This window comes from Mycoplasma sp. HS2188 (assembly GCF_025209835.1).
Classification (GTDB): domain Bacteria; phylum Bacillota_I; class Bacilli_A; order Mycoplasmatales; family Metamycoplasmataceae; genus Mycoplasmopsis.
Genome location: NZ_JAOAOI010000003.1, coordinates 59,068 through 80,659, shown reverse-complemented (window position 1 = coordinate 80,659; position 21,592 = coordinate 59,068). Strand labels below are relative to the sequence as shown.

General features: G+C 31.1%; 8 protein-coding genes. 1 reads left to right on the top strand and 7 read right to left on the bottom strand.

The annotated features are described in order from the left end of the window. The first annotated feature begins 45 nt into the window (after positions 1-45). Positions 46-2,085 carry a S41 family peptidase gene (locus tag N1F73_RS01900; protein ID WP_260359753.1) on the top strand — a complete coding sequence of 680 codons (2,040 nt, stop codon included), beginning with the start codon at positions 46-48 and terminating at the stop codon, positions 2,083-2,085. A 290-nt stretch (positions 2,086-2,375) separates the two neighbouring features. On the opposite strand, the gene N1F73_RS01895 is transcribed toward N1F73_RS01900, so the two are convergent. The 7 genes from N1F73_RS01895 to N1F73_RS01865 form a co-directional block, all read right to left on the bottom strand. Further along, complete coding sequence (locus N1F73_RS01895; protein WP_260359749.1) at positions 2,376-3,722, bottom strand: ABC transporter ATP-binding protein; 1,347 nt, start codon at positions 3,720-3,722, stop codon at positions 2,376-2,378. Continuing rightward, the gene (locus N1F73_RS01890; RefSeq protein WP_260359780.1) at positions 3,722-5,197 is read right to left on the bottom strand and encodes an ABC transporter ATP-binding protein; all 1,476 of its coding nucleotides are present in this window, start codon (positions 5,195-5,197) and stop codon (positions 3,722-3,724) included. The genes N1F73_RS01895 and N1F73_RS01890 overlap by 1 nt, the downstream gene beginning before the upstream one ends. 73 nt (positions 5,198-5,270) lie before the next feature. Further along, complete coding sequence (locus tag N1F73_RS01885) at positions 5,271-6,251, bottom strand: ABC transporter permease (protein ID WP_259290173.1); 981 nt, start codon at positions 6,249-6,251, stop codon at positions 5,271-5,273. 12 nt (positions 6,252-6,263) lie between these two features. Next, on the bottom strand, positions 6,264-7,343 hold the full coding sequence (locus tag N1F73_RS01880) for an ABC transporter permease (RefSeq protein ID WP_259290172.1): 1,080 nt from the start codon (positions 7,341-7,343) through the stop codon (positions 6,264-6,266). Positions 7,344-7,353: 10 nt separating this feature from the next. Then, a complete protein-coding gene (locus N1F73_RS01875) occupies positions 7,354-10,287 on the bottom strand; it encodes an ABC transporter substrate-binding protein (protein ID WP_260359746.1) in 2,934 nt (977 codons plus the stop codon). Positions 10,288-10,295: 8 nt separating this feature from the next. Continuing rightward, positions 10,296-18,374 (bottom strand): PDxFFG protein, encoded by an 8,079-nt coding sequence (locus N1F73_RS01870; RefSeq protein WP_260359745.1) that lies wholly within the window; start codon positions 18,372-18,374, stop codon positions 10,296-10,298. 17 nt (positions 18,375-18,391) lie between these two features. Then, entirely contained in the window at positions 18,392-21,559 is a 3,168-nt protein-coding gene (locus N1F73_RS01865; RefSeq protein ID WP_260359744.1) for a hypothetical protein, read from the bottom strand. Positions 21,560-21,592 lie beyond the last annotated feature (33 nt).

Genomic DNA, 21,592 nt, shown 5'->3' with positions numbered 1-21,592 from the left:
TTTTTTGTCCTATTTTAAGGTGGTTTATTTTATATAATAATAAGTATGAGAAATAAAAAAATTTTAAAATTAATAAGTCTCCCAATTTCTGCAAGTTTTTTCCCGATCGCACTATTTACCGCATCATGTACGAAACAAAAAACTAAACAAGATAGCAATGAAAATACAGAAAAAAATGCAATTGAGAAACAAGAAGGAAGAGATAAACAAAAAGATAATACAAATCAAAATTCAACAAATAATACTGTTGTCGAAAACAATAATGAAGGAAAGACCAACATCAATAACGAAGAAAAAAATGATTCGACAACAAATATAATAGCAAAAGACCACTTAGTTGCTCCGACACCGGCTGAGTTAGACTTAATTAGTAACAATGTACAATTAATTGACCCAATTGAACAAAACAATGATTTTATTGTTGAAGATGACGAAGTCGAAAATACTAGTGAACCTTCATATGTGTCTTTATTTAAACATAAAACCAATCAACAAATATATGTAAATATCAATGAATTTTTCACAAATGTTCCAGGTTATTTCAGTGTTACGGCACTTAAAGAAATCAAATCAAATAAACCATCAATAATTTCATACAAAGTTAATGATAGTGATGACTTAATTTTTGATGCTGAACAAGAAAAAATTACCTACACATCAGAAAATTCTTTTATTATTAACGATCAAAGCGAAACTCCCGACCCACAATACAATTCTCATCTAAATGAAAGTGAAAATGTCTATCAATACAACCGTGTCGAAGAAAGCGATTCCTTAGATATTAACCTTAAAAAATATAACTTCGATATTATTGTCAAAGACAATTTTGTATATATTCCTTTAGCAATATTTAACTTATTCTTTATGTCAAACGGCTACAATAATATTCAATATAATAACGATAAATTATTAATTTTGAGCTATGAGCTAAGTAGAACTACCGACACAGATAGCTTAGATCGAGAAATAGAAACTTTATACTCTGGTAACAAAAATGTTACAGGAGCACAACGTCGTGAAAATTATGATTTTCTAGCATTATTATTTGATAATTTCTATGGATTAAACAACGAATTATACAAACGCAACGGAAATGCTATTGATTTTTATTCTTTCGCTAAGACGACTAATTTAGAAAATGAATTATTATCAACAACGCCAAGTAAATATTATTCTGCGTATAAAAAATTGTGGGGAGTATATTTAAACGAAGCACACTCGAGAATAATCTCCAAATCTTATGCGCAAACAAATGAAAAATATGTACCTAATAATGTCGATACTTCGGCTAAAAGTAAAGAATATGATAAATTGGCAAATAAATTATACGAATTAAAATATGGTGTTGATAGCGAAAACGAAACCGAAATAGACCCAAATAAGTTATTCCAAGTAGAAAATGACACAGCGAGAATAACTATCGACTCATTTAATTTGGAAATTGAACCAAGTAGAGTAAATGCAAATGATTTATGGAAATATGATACATTTTTCTTTATGTTAAAAGCAATGGAACAAATCAAAGATTACAACAACAAAAATAACAATGTAATCAAAAACATAGTTCTTGATATATCACAAAACGGCGGTGGATCGCCTTTGTCTGCTCAACAACTTTTAGGATTCTTAACCAATAGCGAGAAAAAAATTAAACAAGTTATTATGGATAAAATGTCGAAAATTCTATATGACATCGAGTACTTAGTCGATACGAACAATGATGGTACATTTGATCAAAATGACGGTTATGCAAATCTATATAACTGATATGTTTTAACTAGCGGAATAACTTTTAGTGCAGCTAATATGTTTGCTCATGTTGTTAAAACCAATAATCTTGCAACATTAATCGGTCAAAAAACTGCTGGTGGTATGTATTCAATATTGCCAACCGTGTTACCTGACGGAACAAATGTTGATATTTCTTCGGTCAATGCATACGCAGGAAAAAGCAATGAGGCATTCGAAACCTTAGACGAATTCCCTAATACCGAAGACGGTGTGGAACCAGACATTACCTTAAGTTACGAACATTTTTATAATGGCAATATATTAAAACACATCAAACAAAACGACCGACAATAAATTTGAACACATAAAAAACTTGAATCATTGCGATTCAGGTTTTTTTCTTATTATTGATTTTGCCTTAAACTGATAATTTTTTTAAAATAATCAATCATGCTTAAGCACTATTATATAAACCTTGAACCATCCCTTTGAATTGAAAAAGTTTGTTTGTTAATGCTAGTCAATACCATATGAAGTGGTGAATAATATTCATATAAAATTCTAATTAGTAATATTAATTGATTACATTTTTATATTTATAAATTCTTTTAGATAACAAAAAAACACCTACAAAGGTGTTTTAATTAATCTATAAATTTTGATTTATACAATTTAGCTTGCTCTTTAATTGATTCAAATTCTTCATCAGATGCCAGAACAAAATGTTTATCAGTAACTTTTTGTCATTTTGGTTGATGTTCTTCATCATAATCGTGAATACTTGGGTCATAAATTTTACCGACCAATGAACCTTTTTCGGCTTCAATTGAAGGAACAGCATCCAATAAACTTTGAGTATATGGGTGATGTGGATTATGGATAACTGATTTAGTCGGTCCAACTTCAAGTAAAGTACCTTTATTAATAACTGCAATCCGGTCAGAAATATATTCAACCATTCGTAAATCGTGAGCAATAAAGATAATAGTTAAATTATATTTTTCTTTTAGCTCTTTAAAGATATTAATAACTTGCGCTTGAATTGAAACGTCAAGTGCGGAAATAGGTTCGTCGGCAATTAAAATTTGTGGTTGTAAAACAACAGCACGACAAATTCCCACACGTTGTTGTTGCCCACCAGAAAACTCTAATGGATATCTATTTAGCACAGTTTCATCTAAACCAACTTGATTTAAAATATCAACAATTAATTTACGTTTATATTGCTTTTCGCTCAATTTATTTTCTGCATCACGAATTTCTCTTCGTGATTCTAAATAATTTATTAATGATTCATATTGTTCATTATTGAGTTTAATACTTAAATTATTAAGTTTTTGTTTAGTATCTTCGTAAACAAATTTATACAAACTTTTGGCACTTTCTCAGTTATTTCTAATATCTGATCACACATCTTTAGAAAGGGCAAGATCAGGATTGATCTCACTGATTTTTTTGTTTAATTCAACATATGTTTCAGTATCAACATTAGTCAAATAAATATATCTTGAATTTTTTAAATTTGTTAAACCTTCACCAACTACAGTTTCCACATTTTTAAATGGGTTTAATGAGTTAGTTGGATCTTGGAAAATCATTTGGACTTTATTAACCATAAAGTTAATAATGTCTCTACCTTTTTTTGACCATTTAAAAATTTTATCTCTGTTTTTTGGTATCACACGATCTAAGATTTTAATTTGACCAAATGCGTGTGGAGTTAAGCCGATAATTGCTCTTCCGGCAGTGGTTTTACCCGAACCTGATTCACCAACTAAACCTAAAACTTCACCTTGATAAATATTTAGGTTTAAATCTTTTAGCGCGTAAAAGGTGTTTGCACCATAACCATAAGTTACATCCATATTTCTAATTTGCACAATCGCTTCTTTATCAACAGAATTCAACATTTCCTCAGTACCAGGTCTGATTGGGCGGTAAAGTTTTTTACCACTACGAGTGGTCTCAACGTAATATTTTTTTTCTTCCATTATGACTCCTCGATTTGTTGTTGTTTTTGTGCGATTTCGTGTGCTTGTTGTTCTTTTATCTCAATAACTTTTGCATTATGTTCTTGTACTTTATTTAAATCATTCATGTAATCATCGTGTGAGACAAAAATATTTTCACCATGAATTAATTTCAAACGATCAAAGTAACGTTTTCAAAGATTTTGAATGATTTTAGGTGGCTCATAAAATGGTGCATTTTCGTCCAACAAATTAGATTTAACATAGTGGGTTGGCGATACATAATAAAAGTTTGCTTCTTCTTCTAAATCAATTTTTAATGCGTAATCATTACGCACTGCAAACGCATCACCTTTGATGTTGTTTAGAGATGAAGGCACAGCACCTTTAATCACATTCAAACGTTCATCATTATTGTAATCAGGCATCGAAGAAATCAATCCTCATGTGTATGGATGTTGTGGGTGCATTAGCACTTCTTCACGAGTTCCTGATTCAACAATTTGTCCTGCATACATAATGTTGATAAATTCAGATATAGATGCAACAACTCCTAAATCGTGGGTAATGAAAGCTACTGCGATTTTGAATGTTGATTGAAGCTCTCTTATGATGTCTAAAACTAGAGCTTGCACTGTTGGGTCAAGAGCGGTCGTTGGTTCATCCATTACTAATATTTTCGGTTTAAGACTAACAATTGCCGCAATAGCAATACGTTGAATCATTCCACCTGAAAGTTCATGCGGATAAAGTTTCATAACTTTTTCTGGATTGTTAATTTTGGCTAATTGTAGATATTTAATTGCTTCTTGAACCGCTTCTTTTTTAGTTTTAACAATTCCGTTAATTAACATTCCTTCGGTAATTTGATTACCTACTTTCATCGTAGGGTCTAATATTGACATTGGGTTTTGGAAAACAGCACTAACTACCCGACCTCTTAATTTTGATTTTTCTCAGTTATATAAGTTGAAATTATGAACTTCTAAGCCATACAACTTCACAGTTCCTGATTCAACAATTGAGTTATTTCCAGTCAAACCGTATAACAGCGAAGTAATTACTGATTTACCAGAACCGGATTCGCCAATTATTGAGTGTATTTTTCCTTCATATATTTTGAAACTAGGACCTCTTAAAACAAGATTTTTTTCTTTAGGGTTAGCTGGGTTTTTAAAAGTTAAATAAATGTCTTCAATTTCGGCAGCTACTTTAAGATCTTCGCCTAAAACGTGTTCAATACGTGCTGAGTCAAAATATGACTGTAAGTCAATATTTGATTGGAATTTTTTGCCTCAGCGAAAAATTCTACTAATTCCGTGACAAATATTTTTTCAAAAATCAGCCACATCTTTTCAAAAGCCTTTATTTTTTTCTTTCCGTACTTCTAAAAGATTAAGTGGGTGTGGTTTTGCTAATTTTTTTATAACTTGTGGATAAAGTTTACTGTAAGGTGCTGGATTTAATTCACCTTCTGTTTTCAATGTTGTTTGCATTGTTGAAGCATAGTATTCAATTTTTTTATCATAGGATAGATCATTTCAATTCTTGGGTTTATTCATAATTCTCCTATCTTTGTCTTAACAATGAATCTTGAATACTTGCGGCAATTAATTGAATTGATGTTGTCAATAGCACAAGCACCATCGAAGGCAACAGCACATAGCGCGGATACGCCGTAAATACTTTTGAACCTTCGGAAATCAAGTTACCTAATGTTGGAATATCAATACTCAAACCAATAAATGCTAATGATGTTTCCGAAAGAATAACACCAGGAATATGGAAAACAATTTCGGTAACTAATAAAGGAATAACAACAGGTAAATAATTAAGCAGTATTTTTCATGTTGGAGTACCTAGAATGCCCGAAGCCGAAACTCACTCAAATGTTTTTGCTCTCAATACTTGTGAACGCATTTGGTTAGCGATACCCGTCCATGAAGTAAAAGTTAGGGCAAAGACCATAACTCAAAATGTTGGCCGTCAAACAATAGTAATAACAATCAAAATAATTATTGAAGGCACGTTTGAAATTACTTTAATAACGTAGGTCATAATTGTGTCAAAAATTCGAAAGTGACCCATCGTAATTCCAATCAGTAAACCGACAAAAACTTGAATTACAGCCGTAACTAAAGCTAGTGCTAGTGAATATCTTAAACCTCATCAAAGACGAGCGAATAAATCACGTCCTAGTGCGTCAGTACCGAAAATGTAATCAGCCGATTCAAAAAAGTTGTGATATCTGTCATTAATACTCAATTTATCAGGATCTTTTGTGAAAAAAGGAATAAATACTGCACTAAGTACAATTACCATAAATAACACAAATCCGAAAACTCCGGCAAAAGATCTAGAAAAACGATAGAAGAAATCTATTCATTTGTTTTGTTGTTTTTTAACATTGTTTGATTCATGAAATTCTAATAAATTCCCTAATAATTCTCATTTTTTGTAATTTAAAGGTTGCACAAAACGATTCGGTGCTAAATTTTTACCGTGTTCGTTATTTGGCGAAGTCTTATTTCTGTATGCTCAAATTGCCATATTGTGTCCTTTCTATTTACTTCTTCTAACACGTGGGTCAATCGCTTTATATAGCAAGTCACGGCATGTGTATGAAAGTATTGTGATTAATGAGAATAATGTAACCATAAATAAAATAATATTATAGTCTTTTGAAGTAATAGCGTTCAATAATAAACCACCACTACCAGTGATGAAGAATATTTGTTCAACAAATAAACTTCCAATAAAACTTCCAAAGATTACTACTGGGAAAAAGGTAGCAATCGGGAATAAAGAAGGTTTAAGTGCATGTGTTCAAACGAATCTTGATTTTGATAAACCTTTTAAATAGGCGAATTTTGCGTGTTGTGAATTTAATTCTCTATTTAGCTCTGTTCTAATATATTTAATATAGACGATAATCGAACCTAACGAAAGAGCCAATCCAGGCAATAGATAGGTTGCTAAATCAGTTTCAACATATAGATAAGGTATTTTAACTGTTCTTCCTAATAATAATAACCATAGTGCGAAAACCAATGAAGGTATTGATGAAAATATCGAAACTATCACGGTTGCAATATGATCGGGTAACTTATCGGGATTCATACCAACATAGACGCCGACAGGAATTCCAATCACAAGTGTTAACATAACCGAGAAAATACCAATTAAGAATGATTTATAGAATCTAATTCACACAAAATCATTGATATTTTGGCCTGGAAAGACTGAAAGCGATACACCGAAATTACCGACTAAAATATTTCTTAAATAGATAAAATATTGTTCAACTAGTGGTTTATCTAATCCGTAGGTCGCCTCAACAGCTTTTCGTGAAGATTCATCCAGTCCTAATGTTAATGATGTAGAACCGGGAATTGATTTAATTAAAAAAAATGTAATTGTAATAACAATTCAAGCGATTGTTAAAAATTCAAAGACAATAATTAGAAATCTCAATAGAAATTTAATTAAAGGAGATTTAATATTGAACGTCATCGCAAGCTTAGAAATATTAGGCTTGATTTTGTTGTTAAAATCAACATATGATGGTCTTTGAACATATGCTTTGTTAGTTAAATCAAGTTCTGATTCACTAACAATATTATTTGTCGTTTTTTGTTCCATTTTTCCTCCTTTACTTAATTATTTTTGGCAATGTTGCTGATGGTGGGTTAGAAACATCATAAGCATATTGCAACGAGTAACTATATAAACTCGAAGTACCATTCACCCTTGAAACTTCTCAATAAGTATCAACTTCCATTAAAGGAATAACAGGGGCAGTTTCTCTAACTATTTTTTCAAAACCAGCTATTACAGCAAACGCTATAACTTCGGTTCAACCGTCTTTTTTCTCTTCGGGTGTAAATTGTGAAGTGAAAAATCTAAGGTGTCTTTCAGTATAATCATTGATATTTTCGCCATTTTTTACAACTGATAGGTCAACTATCTTATCTCAAACATCCGGACCACCTGGCTTAGTACCTAAAATTCTCAATCTTTGTTTTAATTCATTTATTTGTTTTGCTTTAACCGGATCATTAATAACAAGATTATTGTTTTCATCACGTGAATATCCTAATGATCTGAAATATTCATCATATGTTCATGAACCTGAAGGGTTATTTCTAAAACCTGTTGTTTTTTGACTTTTGGAGTCAATACCATCTGATTTTAGAAACACTCTGATATATGAATAAATATCACTACCAAAGGCATCGAAGTTACGGTAAATTAAGTCATATTTACCAGTAGTTCTTCAATCTTCATAAACGTTTTCCGGTAAGTTTTTGATGTCAATTTGTACATAGTCACCAAATGCTTTTTTCATGAAATCACGCAAAGCAATTCCGGCATTTTTTTGCTCGTCAGTTGAGTTAGAAATAAAATTCAATGTAACATTTTTTAGGTTTGGATGTTCTTTTTTAAACTCATCCAAAAATGCACGAGCAACATCTAAATGATAACCTTTATCGGTACGATCGACAGTCTCGAATTTCATTGATTTAGATATATGATCAATGTGAGTGTAATTTTGTACAGGAATTGGAATTCCTCAAGATTTATCTTTAGCTTCTTCTTTTGCTTTTTTGTAAATATATTTATTTAAATAATTTTTATCGTTGTTTAACTCATCGCCCGAAGGGTATGAACCAAATTTGGTATACATATAGTCGTGTTCAAAACCAGATTCAACTGCATCACCAAAACTAGAAGATGCTTGACCAAAGGCTGTTCATGTAATAACGGGGAATGATGAAGATCACCCAACAATGTTTAATAATTCATTTCTATCAATTGCATAATAAATCGCATTTCTTAAATTTTGGTCATTAACGAAAGAATTTTTATTTGTTTCAGCGTCCAAGTTAAATGCTAAGGCAATAGTACCAAAACCGTTTGATTTATTCATATATGTACGATGTTCTTTATCTGTTCAATATTTTCATTGTAAAACAGGTGGAATTCTAGTGGCTGAAATATAGCCATCATCATACATTGCTGAGTTAATGTTTGGGTCATTTGAGAAATAAATTTTTATGTTATTAGAAATAGTTTTTGCAGCTGAATAATATTGATTATTTTTAGTTAATCTCACAAATCCTTGTGGACCTAAAACAAGTTCATCAATATTGAAAGGACCATTTGTTAAAAAGTTTTCTTTTTTCAGCCCAAATTCTCTTATTCCACCAATTGACTCAACAAAACGTCTATTGATTGGCACTACAATTGATGTTATATCTTGATATGCGTTGTTTAAATTTGTTGGTTGGAAATCGTCATAGGCGATTCTTAAGGTAAATTCATCCAAGGCTAAAACTCTATTTTTAAAGTATTTTTTAGGATCAATATGTTTAGCAAAAGGATTATCAAGTGTTGTTTGGCCACTTGGCAATAAATTAGCGTATAACTTATTTACTGCATCTTGGTAAGGGATTGGGTCAAATTCATCATACGAAATAGACCCTAATTTATGTTTTAACTCATGTGATTGCTGCAAAATCTTTGTAAATTCATCCGAAATTGTTTGTTTAGGGTCAAAATATAGATACTTTTTAACTCTGGTAGGAATTCTTTGTGGTATTTCCTCCAGTTCTTTTTCGGTGTGCAAGTTTAGTGAATATTCAGGGTTAGGAAGCATCAAAATTGTTTCATCATCTTCTCAGTTAAAATCAGGTGAATATGGGATTGATGTTAAAACAGTTTTATTGTCTAAATTTCAGTACATTCTACCTGAATAAAAACCAAAATTTAAAGCAGCTTCTTTAATTTTTGCAACAGCTTCTTCATCACCTTCAACTTGTGATGCTCAAGGTGAATAATCGAAATTGAAAACGTCATATATTCATTTACCGTTTACTTGTTTTAAAGGTGGATAAGCAAAAGGATTTTTATATGCCACTTTGAATTTTTGAATGTATTCTTGTTGGGCTTGCAAAATCTCATTTGAAGCTCTGAATTTTCTTTGCAACATTGTTGTTTGTTTTTGTGATCCAGTTTCTAAGTCAAAGATATAGTGCATTGCGTCAATGTAATCTTCGGCAGTAACTAAATCACCATTGCTTCATTTGCTTTGACCATCGTTAAGTATTACATTCATTGAAAGAAACTTATTACTTGGTGTAACAACTGCATTTACTGGTAAATAGTCTGTCAAACCAGTTCCGATATTACCGGGAGCTGAACCAAAATCATCCAATGAATAGAAACGACCCGAGTTTTCTGGGTTAGGATTATCGTTTAAAAACTTATCTAAAGTCCCATCTTCTTCTGTTTGATATGTTCCAAGACGGATATTTGGAATATTAGCTATTCTTTTTATTGCCTCGTTAGGTCCAGATTTTAAAGGTGATTCAACAATAGAAGGAAGAATTGTGTTTACTGATGGATATTTAATGTAGTTCAATGAGTTGATTGGGTTAGTAGCTAAACCGAAGTCATAATCTTTTTTGTACTCTAATTTAGTTTTTTGATTATGATCATCTTTTTTGTTATTGGTGCAAGCTACAACAACAAATGGTGTTGCGATAGGCAATAAACTCAATAATTTTCAATATTTTTTACTCATTTTCCCTCCTATTTTGTTCCGTTGAATTGGAAACCAACTTTTATAACTGATACTTTTTTACCATCAATATCTTTTCTATAAACAGATATTGGCGCTTGAGAGAAGGTTTTACCATTCTCTGATACACTTTCGTTGCTTCCTAAGTCAATATTTAATTTTTCACCTGCTTTATTTGCAAAGTAAATTTTGTACTCGTGTCCTGGTGTTAATAATTTATTTGAATAATTCGACATAATAGCATAATCACTAACTCAGGCTGTAAATCCTGAACCGCTATGGTGTCCATTAGAATCAGTGTAGTCATAAACTTCATCTTTTAAGTAGTGACGTGAGCTAGGATCTGATTCGTTATTTACATGTTGAGTTTTGTAATAGAACATATTACTACTGTTTTCTTTATTGATTTTTAGTGTTTTAACTTCTTTGGTTGATAGATCTTCGAAAACTAAACGATCAGCTTTATCAACAACGTCGTTGCTCAAGTAACCGAATAATGCCACAGCATCTTTATCTGTGTTTCTTCAAATGTTTGAAAGGTTTCTATCACCAATTCCTTGGGCTTGAATGTAGTATTCTCAATAAGCTTGTGGACGATTTGTCACTGTTTTACCAGTTAAATCTTTAATTCTAATTGTGTCATCGTGGATAGGTTGACCATTGTCATCGTATAGTTTAAATTTCAACATTTCTCTGTATCAACGGTCTTTAAATCAACCGTTATTGATTGATTTAAATTGGCCGAAGTAGTTTGAAACTCTATTTGAATCTTCCGAAAATGCTTCAGAATTAACAAATGAACTTGGTTCAAAATCAGTACCCAATTTATCAGCACGTAATTTAGCTTCGGTATCCTCATTAATTTCGTAATTAATAATTGCGTTTTGTACATTTGTACGTTGTTCGCCAGTGAAATTAACTTTTAAGTTATTTCATTTATCAGTTGGAGTTCCATCGATCACATATTCTAAACCAGTATTTGACTCATTTACATTAGTTAAAAACGATGGTAGGTTTTTAAACTCTGTATTTGATGGAGAATAGGTAATTTGCAAGTTATCACGGTTAATAACTTCGGCAAATGAATATGTATAGTCAGAGAAGAATTCATTGAATCTTCTTTCAGTTTTGGTTTTGAAGTATTCTTCAACATCTGAAGTAGGTCTTGATTTTTTAGTGAAACCTTTAACTATTGAAAGCAAGATATCTTTCATACTGAAATTAGATTGACGGAAATTGAAATGTAATTGTGTTGAATACATTTGTGTTTTGTCGTCTAAAATCAACTCATCGAATAACGACATATCATCTAAACTTACACCATTTTCAGTGGCAAAAGTTGAAAAAGTATCAAATAATTTTTTAACACTTATTTCTCAATTGTGCTCATCAATTGAATCAGGATCGGCATTCACATCGTTTGATTTATATAGTCCATATCCAAGATTTTTGTCAAAAATTCAGCCATATCTCAATGCATCATCAGTGTTTGCATTCACTTTTTCTTTAATTTTACCTAATTGAATATCTTTAACTAACATTGCAAGTGGAGAACTTGTGAATCTTTCCATTATTTCATTAGCCATCACTTGTTTATCGTAAGAACCATCTTGGGCAAATAGAGCATTTAGTCTTTCTCTATCGCTTTTTGAAAGAGTGGTTGCAGTCGAAAGTGCTGATCTTAGTGAGTTTGCGAATCTTTCAATATTGAATTTAGATTCAACATAGTCTATATCTCAGTTAACAACTTTTTTAACTGGGTCTAATTTTGCTCTAGTAGTATCCACGCTTGAAAAACTAAAGAACTTATTGTAGTCGTTGAATGTAATATTGTGTCCAAAACGTTTTATTCCATTTTCGTCTGTTGAATAGAATGAATTAAATAAAGATATTGCTGCGTCTTTTGCCAAAATGTTGTCATTAATTTTAACGGCGCTCATCTCTCAAAACGCAGGGTAATCTTTGGCTCTTGGGTTTTCGTTAACAACTTCACCACTTGAGTTAACCATTATATAAACATGTTTTCTTAAGTCATGCCCAACCATTTCTTTCATGTATGGACTGAATCAATTCATATATGGAAGTTGGTTTAACTGTTTTAGGATTTGCGGACTAAAACTGTCTGCTAAGAACCCAGTGGTTAGTGATTGAGAAAGTTTGATATTTGGTAAATAAATTTCATCTGGTGAAAGTCATAATGCTTGTTTTCCACCTGCTGAAACCATTGAATAATTACGTCCATCTCCAAGATACATAGCAATCATGATGTCAGCAAAAGTTACACTCGATTTATCTTTTTCTCTTCCTGTTTCATCATCTTCAATAAATGGGTTAACATAGAATATTTCTTGATCAATTGGTGTTGAAAATCTTACTTTTCTCACTGCTTGTCTTGAATCATTAATATCGTAAAGCAATTCACCATCTGTTGAATAATATTTTGCAAAGAAATAACCTGGTCTTAATCATCCGGTTTCTCTTTTTCTAGAATGGATGTGGTCTAAGTAAGGTTTTAGCAATACATTATTGTAGTTTTTGTCAACTTCGGGGAAGATTTCACTATAGCTAGGGTAAGCAATTTGAGTTTTAGGTGTCAATGAAGTATTGGTTGTCGCAAAGTCTCAACCGTTAATTGAGAAATCTTTAACAATTAAGGCTTTAATTGTATTTGATGCATCAGTAATTTTTTTGTTTACAAACTCTAATGCAGCATTATAAGTTTGATTTGCTCTTCTTCTTTGTTGATAATATGGATTGACATTTAAGTCGGTGCTTGATAAATCAATACCAGTTGGAACATTCACAATTGGAGTTCCATCAGCATTAAAGACTAACACTTTATTAATTGTGGTGTAATCACCAGTAGCTTCGTTTCTGATACCTTCAACGATTTTAGGAACAACTTCACCTTTGTAAATTTCAAATTGAATATCGTTGCCTAATCCATCTTTTGCAATTCCTTTTAACATATCTAAAGAAGCTTTTTTGAATGATCAGGTGCCATCAGCGTTTTGTGTCATGTATTTTACAGGGTATTGGTCATCAGAGTATTTTGTTGGGTTCAATGTTCCAGAGTTTTGATCTAAAGTATTCATTAATCATAGGTCGAATACTTCAAGTCATTTTTTATCTTCTTCACCATCAATACCGTTTGCTTTACGACGCTCTTCGGTTGCTTTAACTAGACCTTCATATGTTTGCAAGAAACGACGTTTTGAATTTTCTAATGCTGTTTTTAAATCTTCTTCGCCAACATTGTGACCTCAAACATCGGCAGCAGTTTCCACTGTTGTTTTATCAATAATAATTTGATCACCTTGTTTTTTAGCTAAGTTGTATAGTAAGTATTCACCTTCATTATTTTCTGAAACGATATTAGGTTGGTTCAATAACGGAGATGAGTTTAAACCAACGTGGGTTCTAGCTTTTAGATATAAATCTAATACTTTTCTTGAGTAATAGTTTTGAATGTTTGGAGTTGATCCAGGCACTAAGGCAGAACCATAAAGTGGTTTTTGTCCTTTGTCTCCTAAATCTTGTGCTGCGTTTAAAGTCATATGGTGTCCATACTCATGGGCTGCAACAAATTTTAGAAAATCTACTGATAATCCTTTGTAATCAGGGTTGTTCATTGCCAATAGTGATCATAGACCAATACGTGTATCTGGTTGGAAACCTAAATATTTTCCATCTTCGATTGAATACTCAAATTCACCCTCGTCATTAACTTTTTTAACTAGGTGTTTTCCTTCCAATCATTCAGCAGCTCAAGGTACTTTTCTTAATAATTCATCACTAAAGCCGTCGTATGCTTCGACAAAGACACTGTATGTCAAAATTGTTTTATCGTTGCCTTTTTCGTCTTTAACAATTTTGCTACCTTCTTCTTTAATAACTGCTGGTTTTATTGAAGGTTTGTAGCCAGCTGAGTAAAACATTTCTTTTAATTGTTCTAATGATTGAGTATTTAAAGCGAAATCATCTTTGGCATCAATGTTGTATTTTAAGTATCTAATTGCTTTTAATGTATCAACATCATTAGCACGTTTATCACTAACTTCTTTCAATGTGAAAAATAGTTTTGAACCTTTTTTGTAAGTTCTGTCAATTTGCACATGAAGAATTTTTTCATTAGCTTGTTTTGCCAATTCTTGAGGTGATGTGGTGTCGCCATTAGCACTTATAATACCTAATTTAGTTAATTTTTCTATTAACTCGATTTTAGAAGTTGCAACGATTAATTGATTTTCGTTGTTTAATTCTAGACCGTCACCATTAATCATTTCGTTAAGAACTAGATTTTTAACACTATCAGTTAATTTGATGTTTTTAGCAGCTTTAATTGCGTCAAGATATTTATTGTTTATTTGTCTCTCGAATGACTCAAGATCATTTGCAACAGACAATAGAGATTCAGCTTTGTCAATAATGTCTTTAACAAAAGCTTCTCTTCTATCATTGTAGTTGTTTCTAGTTTGTACATAACGAGTAACAGCGGCGTTATAAGCATCAACAATTTCTTTGTTCGATTCGTAATTTAGTTGATTTTCTTCGCTAAAGTCAAATTCGTGCTCACCGTCATCTTCAAAATCGTAAAATTCGTAAGCATCTTCAAAAGCTTCTTTTAGAGTGTCAAGATTGAATAAATCAACCATTTTTTTGTTGTTTGGTAATTGTTGACTTGATTCACTCTCATCATTTTCTTCTTCATCTTCAAATTCTTGGTATCAAGATTTTTTAGCTTCCGCAAGATAAAAATTAGCTTTTGCTTGTGCATCGGTATATTCACTTAATTTTTGGTTATATTCTGGTGAATTTTGTTCTAATTCGTCAAGTTCATTTTTCAAGTTTTCGGCTAGTTCTGAAAACTCATTGTGTTTTTCAATTTTTTGATCGAAGAAGTGTTTTTGGAAAGCAATTACTGGGTTAAATATAGTTGCTAGGTAAACTATTTTACGTTGTTCAGGAGCATTTTCTCCATCTCTTGTAAATGTTTTGTAAACATTGTTTGTGACAATTGCGAAGTATGTTCTGATTAATTCGTTTGTGTCGTCAATCATGAATTTAGCAGCAATATCTTTTACATATTTCAGCGGTTCTTTGAAATCAGCCATTATTGATGATAAATCTTGATCATTGCTTAATAATGTTAGAGCTTTAAATAAATCTTCAACGTTATTTTTTATTGCACTATCAGACAAGTTAGCATCTTTAATTTTCTCGTATATTTCATTGATTTTTTGTGTGAAAAATGCAAGTTTATCTTTTTTGTATTGATCAATACCGCTATCAAGAGTTGCTTTATTAGTAATTATTTTTGAATATTCGTCGTAAATAGATTTAATTATGCCGGCAGCTTGTAAGTTGAAATCTGAAATTTGTTTTTCAGCATCTCTTCTCATATCGTCAATATTATCCATTACATATTCAAACGAAGATAAATGCTCTTTTAAATCATCGTTTGAATTAATGATTTCTAGAATTTCGTCTTTTAAAGTAGGACGATTTTGTTGATCAGTAAATTGAACAATGGCTTTTAGAGTCATTATTCTCACATAGTTTGGAATATAGTACTCAAATTCTTTTGATAATTTACTTAATTTATCAATATCGTCTTTAACTTTTTGCACTGAATCGGCAATATTTAAAGAATCATATTGTGATGAAAGCTCATTATATGCATTTTTTAATCTTGCTTCATCAATAAACTCGTTTTCCAAGGTTTTGAATTCAGATTTAATTTTATTCGCAATATCGTTAATTTGTTCATCACCGCCAGTAAAATCTTCCGCAACACTTCTAGCATTAGGGGCATAAACAAAGAAATCTTTTGGCTCATCATCATTTTGCGAACGAATGAAACCGTTAATGTCTGAATATTCTCTTCAATTAACTTGTGATTTTTCAATATTTTCTTTTAATTCATCAATTGCAATCAATTGTAATGGGTTAAAAGCTAAATCGTGTGAATACAAGACAAATTTTTGTTTTTCAGGCACGATTCTAGCAAAGAAATCACCACCAAGGAATTTTTCATAATATTTATAAATTGGTCTAAATTTGTCAATTTCCTTTTTGAAATCAACAATATATTGTGCTTTTTCAATTAATGAAGCAAATTCAGTTTGTGGGTTGATAAACGGTGATGCTTTGATGTCAGTATAAAGTTTTTCTAATCCAATAAGTGTGTCAAATGTTGCACTTTGGATATTTGCTCTAGCTAGAATTTTTCCAGCATCGCTTTTTAGTTTTTCTTCATTTAACTCATCTTGTTCGTTCAACAATGCACCGATTTGTGTGTTAACTTCTTGAACTTTTTCTTTATTAGGCAATTTATAGTATTGCTCTAAAGCTGAATTAAATCTAGCTAATAATTCATTCAAGTCGGTTAGTTTTTCACGAGCAGCTTGAACTTGTTTATTTAAGTTTAAGATTTGTTCTTTTAGTTTAATTATTTCATCTTTGTCGTGCTCATTTTCAATTTGAGTGTTAAGTTCTTTAATTTTTTGTAATTGTAAACCTAATTTAGTTTCAGTCTCTTGTCTTTCTTGATTGTTTGATTCGATTAAATTATCATAAAAACTCTGAACTGTTCTAAATTGACCAGAAGTATTTGTGGCGATTAAATTGTCTTCTGTTGCTTGAGTTTTATTTATTTCATTGCTCAATTTAACAATTTCTGCTTTAATGTCGTCAATTCTTTTTAACTTTTTAACCAATTCTTTGAACGATTGAAAATCAGCTTGTTCAAGCAGTATGTTTTCCGACAATCATTTTGCGTATAAAGAATCTAAGTCACTATTTAAGTTATTAAAATCTTTTAGACTTAAGTCAAAACCTGCCTCAATGCTCTGTACATTTTTTGATTTTTCTCACATTGCGTCAGTGTCTTCATTGGTAGATGACACTTCGTATTCGGCATCTTCAATTGGACTAAACATTGTGAATGATTTACCATCATTAAAGTTTAATTGAACAAATTTGTCGGCAATTTTATCTTTTTCTTTAGTTTCTTCAACAAAATCACGAGTTATATTCATAATAGTTTTTTGTTCAAAACTATATGATTCAATATCAGTTGAAAAACCTTTTATACCTTTTTTCGCATATTCATTCAATAGTTTGGCAAATTTAGTTTTAGCTTCTTCAGCGCTAGCGGCATTAACTATTGAAACATATTCAGAACTTGCATTTACCCTTCCTGTTTCAATAGGACTGAATGCATCGTCTTTGTATTCAGCAGGTAATTGTCCTTTTACGGCAAAAACAGTTTTATTGATTAGTGCTCTCATGTCAGGGATTGATCTAAACGAGTTGGCTTTAAGCGTTTTAAGTGAAATATTGCTAAATGCATTATATTTGCTTGCTTTGTCTAAAAATGATTGAATTTCTTCAGAAGTCAATAGTTTTTTATTGATTTTATATAACAATGAATCCGTTGCGTTACCTTGACCACTAATTGTGCTGTAAAAAGGAATAGAACCGAAAAACGCATCAGGGAAGAATTTGATTGTTGTATATTCTTTGTCTTGATTAGAGTGTGAACCTAATGTTATATTATTTCCTTTAAGTTCAACACCCTTAACAATTGAAAACTCTTTAAGAGTAATGATTTCGGGACCTCATGACACATTTTTCATAAATCATTTAGTAAATGAATAAAAGTCTTTTGCACTAACAGCTTCTAAGTACTCATTGTAAAAATCAAACATACCATATCTAATATTTAGAAATGGATATGCTTTATTCGCTTCGTAATATTGTTTTAGAAACTCATTGTATGACAACTCTTTCCCTTTGTAAACAACAACACCTTCTTCACCTTGATTTGGATCAAATGAAGCTACTTCACTTGTTTTTTCAGAGTTTACGAAAGTCATAGACGGCTCTTTAGATAAGTCTAAAAATTCATTGCTTAATTTTTTAGCTTCTGTTCCGTCCTCTAATTTCGGGTTGCTTGAGTTATATTTAAGTACACCGATAGTTGCACCCGCTGCGGCTGCAACTATTCCTAGTGAAATTAAATATTTAGGTCAAACTAGTGTTCTTCAATTTAATGCTTTTTTGGGTTTCTTGTTATTTTTTTTCATATCCCCTCGCTTATTTTTTATTTTACATATTCGTTATATAAATTCGTGGCCACTTTGTTAACTCCGGTTGATGATACATATTTTTTCAATAAATCAAATGGAGTTAATTTGTCTTCTGCGTCTTCATCAGTTACGTATCTATCAGCGCTCATTCTGATAAATTTATTATCTAAAATTACACCTTTTTCTTTTAGAGAATTTAAAAATTCATAATAGTTATTTCTTGCTGTGTTAACTGATGCTTTTAGTTCATTTTCTTTGCTATCTTCGTTGTTTTCAATAAATTCAATCAATGCATTAGCATATTGCTCTTCTAATGTTCTGAATTCTTGGAATATTTTATTTTGCTCAGCAGGGTTTTCGTGACTAAAGTTTTCTACTTCAACAGAAGTAATTTGTTTAGCTGAACTTGGTTGGCTAGTTATTTTTAGAGATTCATCAAAGAAATCAGCGATTTCTTTATCTTGACCACCGTTAGCCTCTGTTGCATTGTTTCCGTTTTGGTCATTTGATTTTTTAGGAAGAATTTCTAATAATTTTGATTTTTGATTATTTTCATAATATCTAATTAAGACTAGCAATTCTTGAATTGGTAATAATTTTGCTAGATTTTGGATTCTTCTTTTTCTTCTATTTAGATTTTGAATTGCTTCGTTTGCTGTATCAATACTGATTTTGATTGAAGAAGTTAATTCGTTTGTAGGTGTATCAGTTGCAGGGTTTCCTAGTCCAGGAATTAAAGTTGCAAGTCTATTTTTAATGCTTGCTAATTGTGCTTTTGCACCGCCGTCACCATCAACATTGCCAGATTCTTTTTCAGAAAGAACTTTTTGAAGTTTTCTATCTAACCATAATAAATCGACGGCTATATCATCTCTAATTTGGTTTACAATTTCGCCTTCGACATTTCAGTCGTAGTGACTGTTATAATCTTTTGCGTTTTCAACATTTTGTTTAACTGTTGCTAGTTGAGTTTTGATATTGTTTATATTAGTAACCAGGTTAGAATCATCATAGTTTAAATCTTTTGACTTATTGTATAAATCTAAAACGTCAGTAAACAATTGAATTTGTTTGCTGTATTCTTCTCCAGATGTTTCGTATCCTTGCTCTTGTAAATTATTGAAGAATTGAACAAAATATGAATCAGAGTCGCTTTGATCATCGTTTGCTTCATCTTGGTTTTCTAAAGATGTTTTTGAACCAAAGAAATCTGTTTTAAGTTTATTTGTTTTTTCTTTAATTTTTTGAATATCACTAATTAGCGATTCATAATCTTTTGATTGTGCTGATGAGTTGATTCCTTCAACAAATTCTAAATAGTTGCTGAACTCTTCAATCATTTTTCTTGTGTCTTCTGCAGAATAAAATGAATTTCACTTACCACCTTCTGCAAAGTTTGTAGTTAACAATGTTTTATCTTCATTGGCTTTGGTATAAATATTTTGGATATAAGCCAATGCCTCTTCTTTTGTAGAACCTGTATATTCTTGTAATAATGCTTGAATTAGATCTCATTTTTGTTTTAAAGCATCTTTGTATGAAGCAATTTTCGCTTCTTGTTCTTTAATTTTTGAATCAATTTCTTCGGTACTATCATATTTAGTTAATGCTTTAAAGTTGTCATCATTAATATTATCGCCTAGTAATTTATGCAAGTCAATTAATTTGTATGCATGATTAATTTCTGCCTCTAAAGTTAAAAATTGAGTGTATCTAACAAATGATTCTTGGAAGTTTGAGTGTGCTTTGTTTCTCAATTCAACAATTTTGGGTCTGTAATAATCGTTAAAATCTTTATACATCTTTTCGTAATTGTCTTCGTTTTCTCTAAATTCTTTAGTATTTCTGCTTGCGAATGATGTTCATAATGTTCCGTCAGCACCAACTGCATCATCAACTAATTTATCAAGTTTTGCTTTCTCTGCTTCAAAGTCAACTGCTTTTAATTGTGATAATAATTCTTTGGCTTCAGCAATAAATAATTCAACGTCTTTTTCGTATTCAAAACTGCTATATTTAACACTATCGCCAGTTGTTGAAGAAATTAAAGAGCTAAGTGTTGAAATTAGTTTTGTGTAAAGTTTTGTGTAACGCAATGAACGTACAAACGGTTTTTGTTTTTCAACTTTTAATCACTCAACAACTTGATTTTTCATCGCTGTTAATTTTTCTTTGGCACTTTGAATAAATTCTTGATCAATTATTGATTGATATACAGGGAATGGCGAAATTGTCATACTTGGATCAACTTTATATTTTGCTAAGAAACGTCTATTAGCTATTGAGTCAGTTACTGAACCTACATTAATAAATTTTCCAGCAACAGCTGTTGCAGTATTATCTTCCAATCTGTATCAACTAGCAATTTGAGCCATCAATAATTTTTCGTTTTTAGCATTCAAGTATTCTTCTTTATATGATTCTAATTCAGCGATAAGTTTTTGTTTTTCGCTCGCACCATCATCATTAGAGCCCTCTGTGTTATACACTGAGTCTTGATTTGCTTTAACAGCTTCAATCAATCTATCAATATCATCAATTCTTCATTGGAATAACATTGCTAATTGTTCATCTGCTTTAACAGGTAATAAAACAACACTCGAACCGCTATTAACATAGTTTGCAACAACTGAAGCACGACCTAAAACATTGATAATTGCTTGTTGTCAACTGATAAAATTAGATAAGTCTTCTGGAGTATTGTTGTACTCGTTCAATGTAGCTAAAACACTTGTTCTAATTTGATTTAGAACATTTTTTTCGCTCTCATATCTTTCAGGGAACTGTCTTTGCAATTCATTTGGAAATTGATCGGTTAAAAATTTCGATAAAGTGTTAAGTAATTTTTTAGCCGAAACATTACTTCTTTCGATTTTTTTACCTCTAACTTTTTCAATTTCTCTATTTAACAATTCAATTTGAGCTTCTAGATCAGCAATTCTATCTTGATCATTTGAGTTTGGGTTTTGTTGTGCTTCTAATTGAGCAGTTAATTTTTCAATCAATTTTTTGCTTTTTTCAATATCTTCTCTTGCTTTTTTCAATGTATTTGTTAAACTAGCAATTTTTCTTTCGTCTTCGTTATTGTTTGATTTTTGTCCGTCATTAGTACATGCAGCAGCCAAAGCTACTAATGGCAATGGCGACAATGCTGTTATTGACAATAAATTTTTCTTCTTCATATTGACCTCCGTGGTATTGATTTATGGTTATGT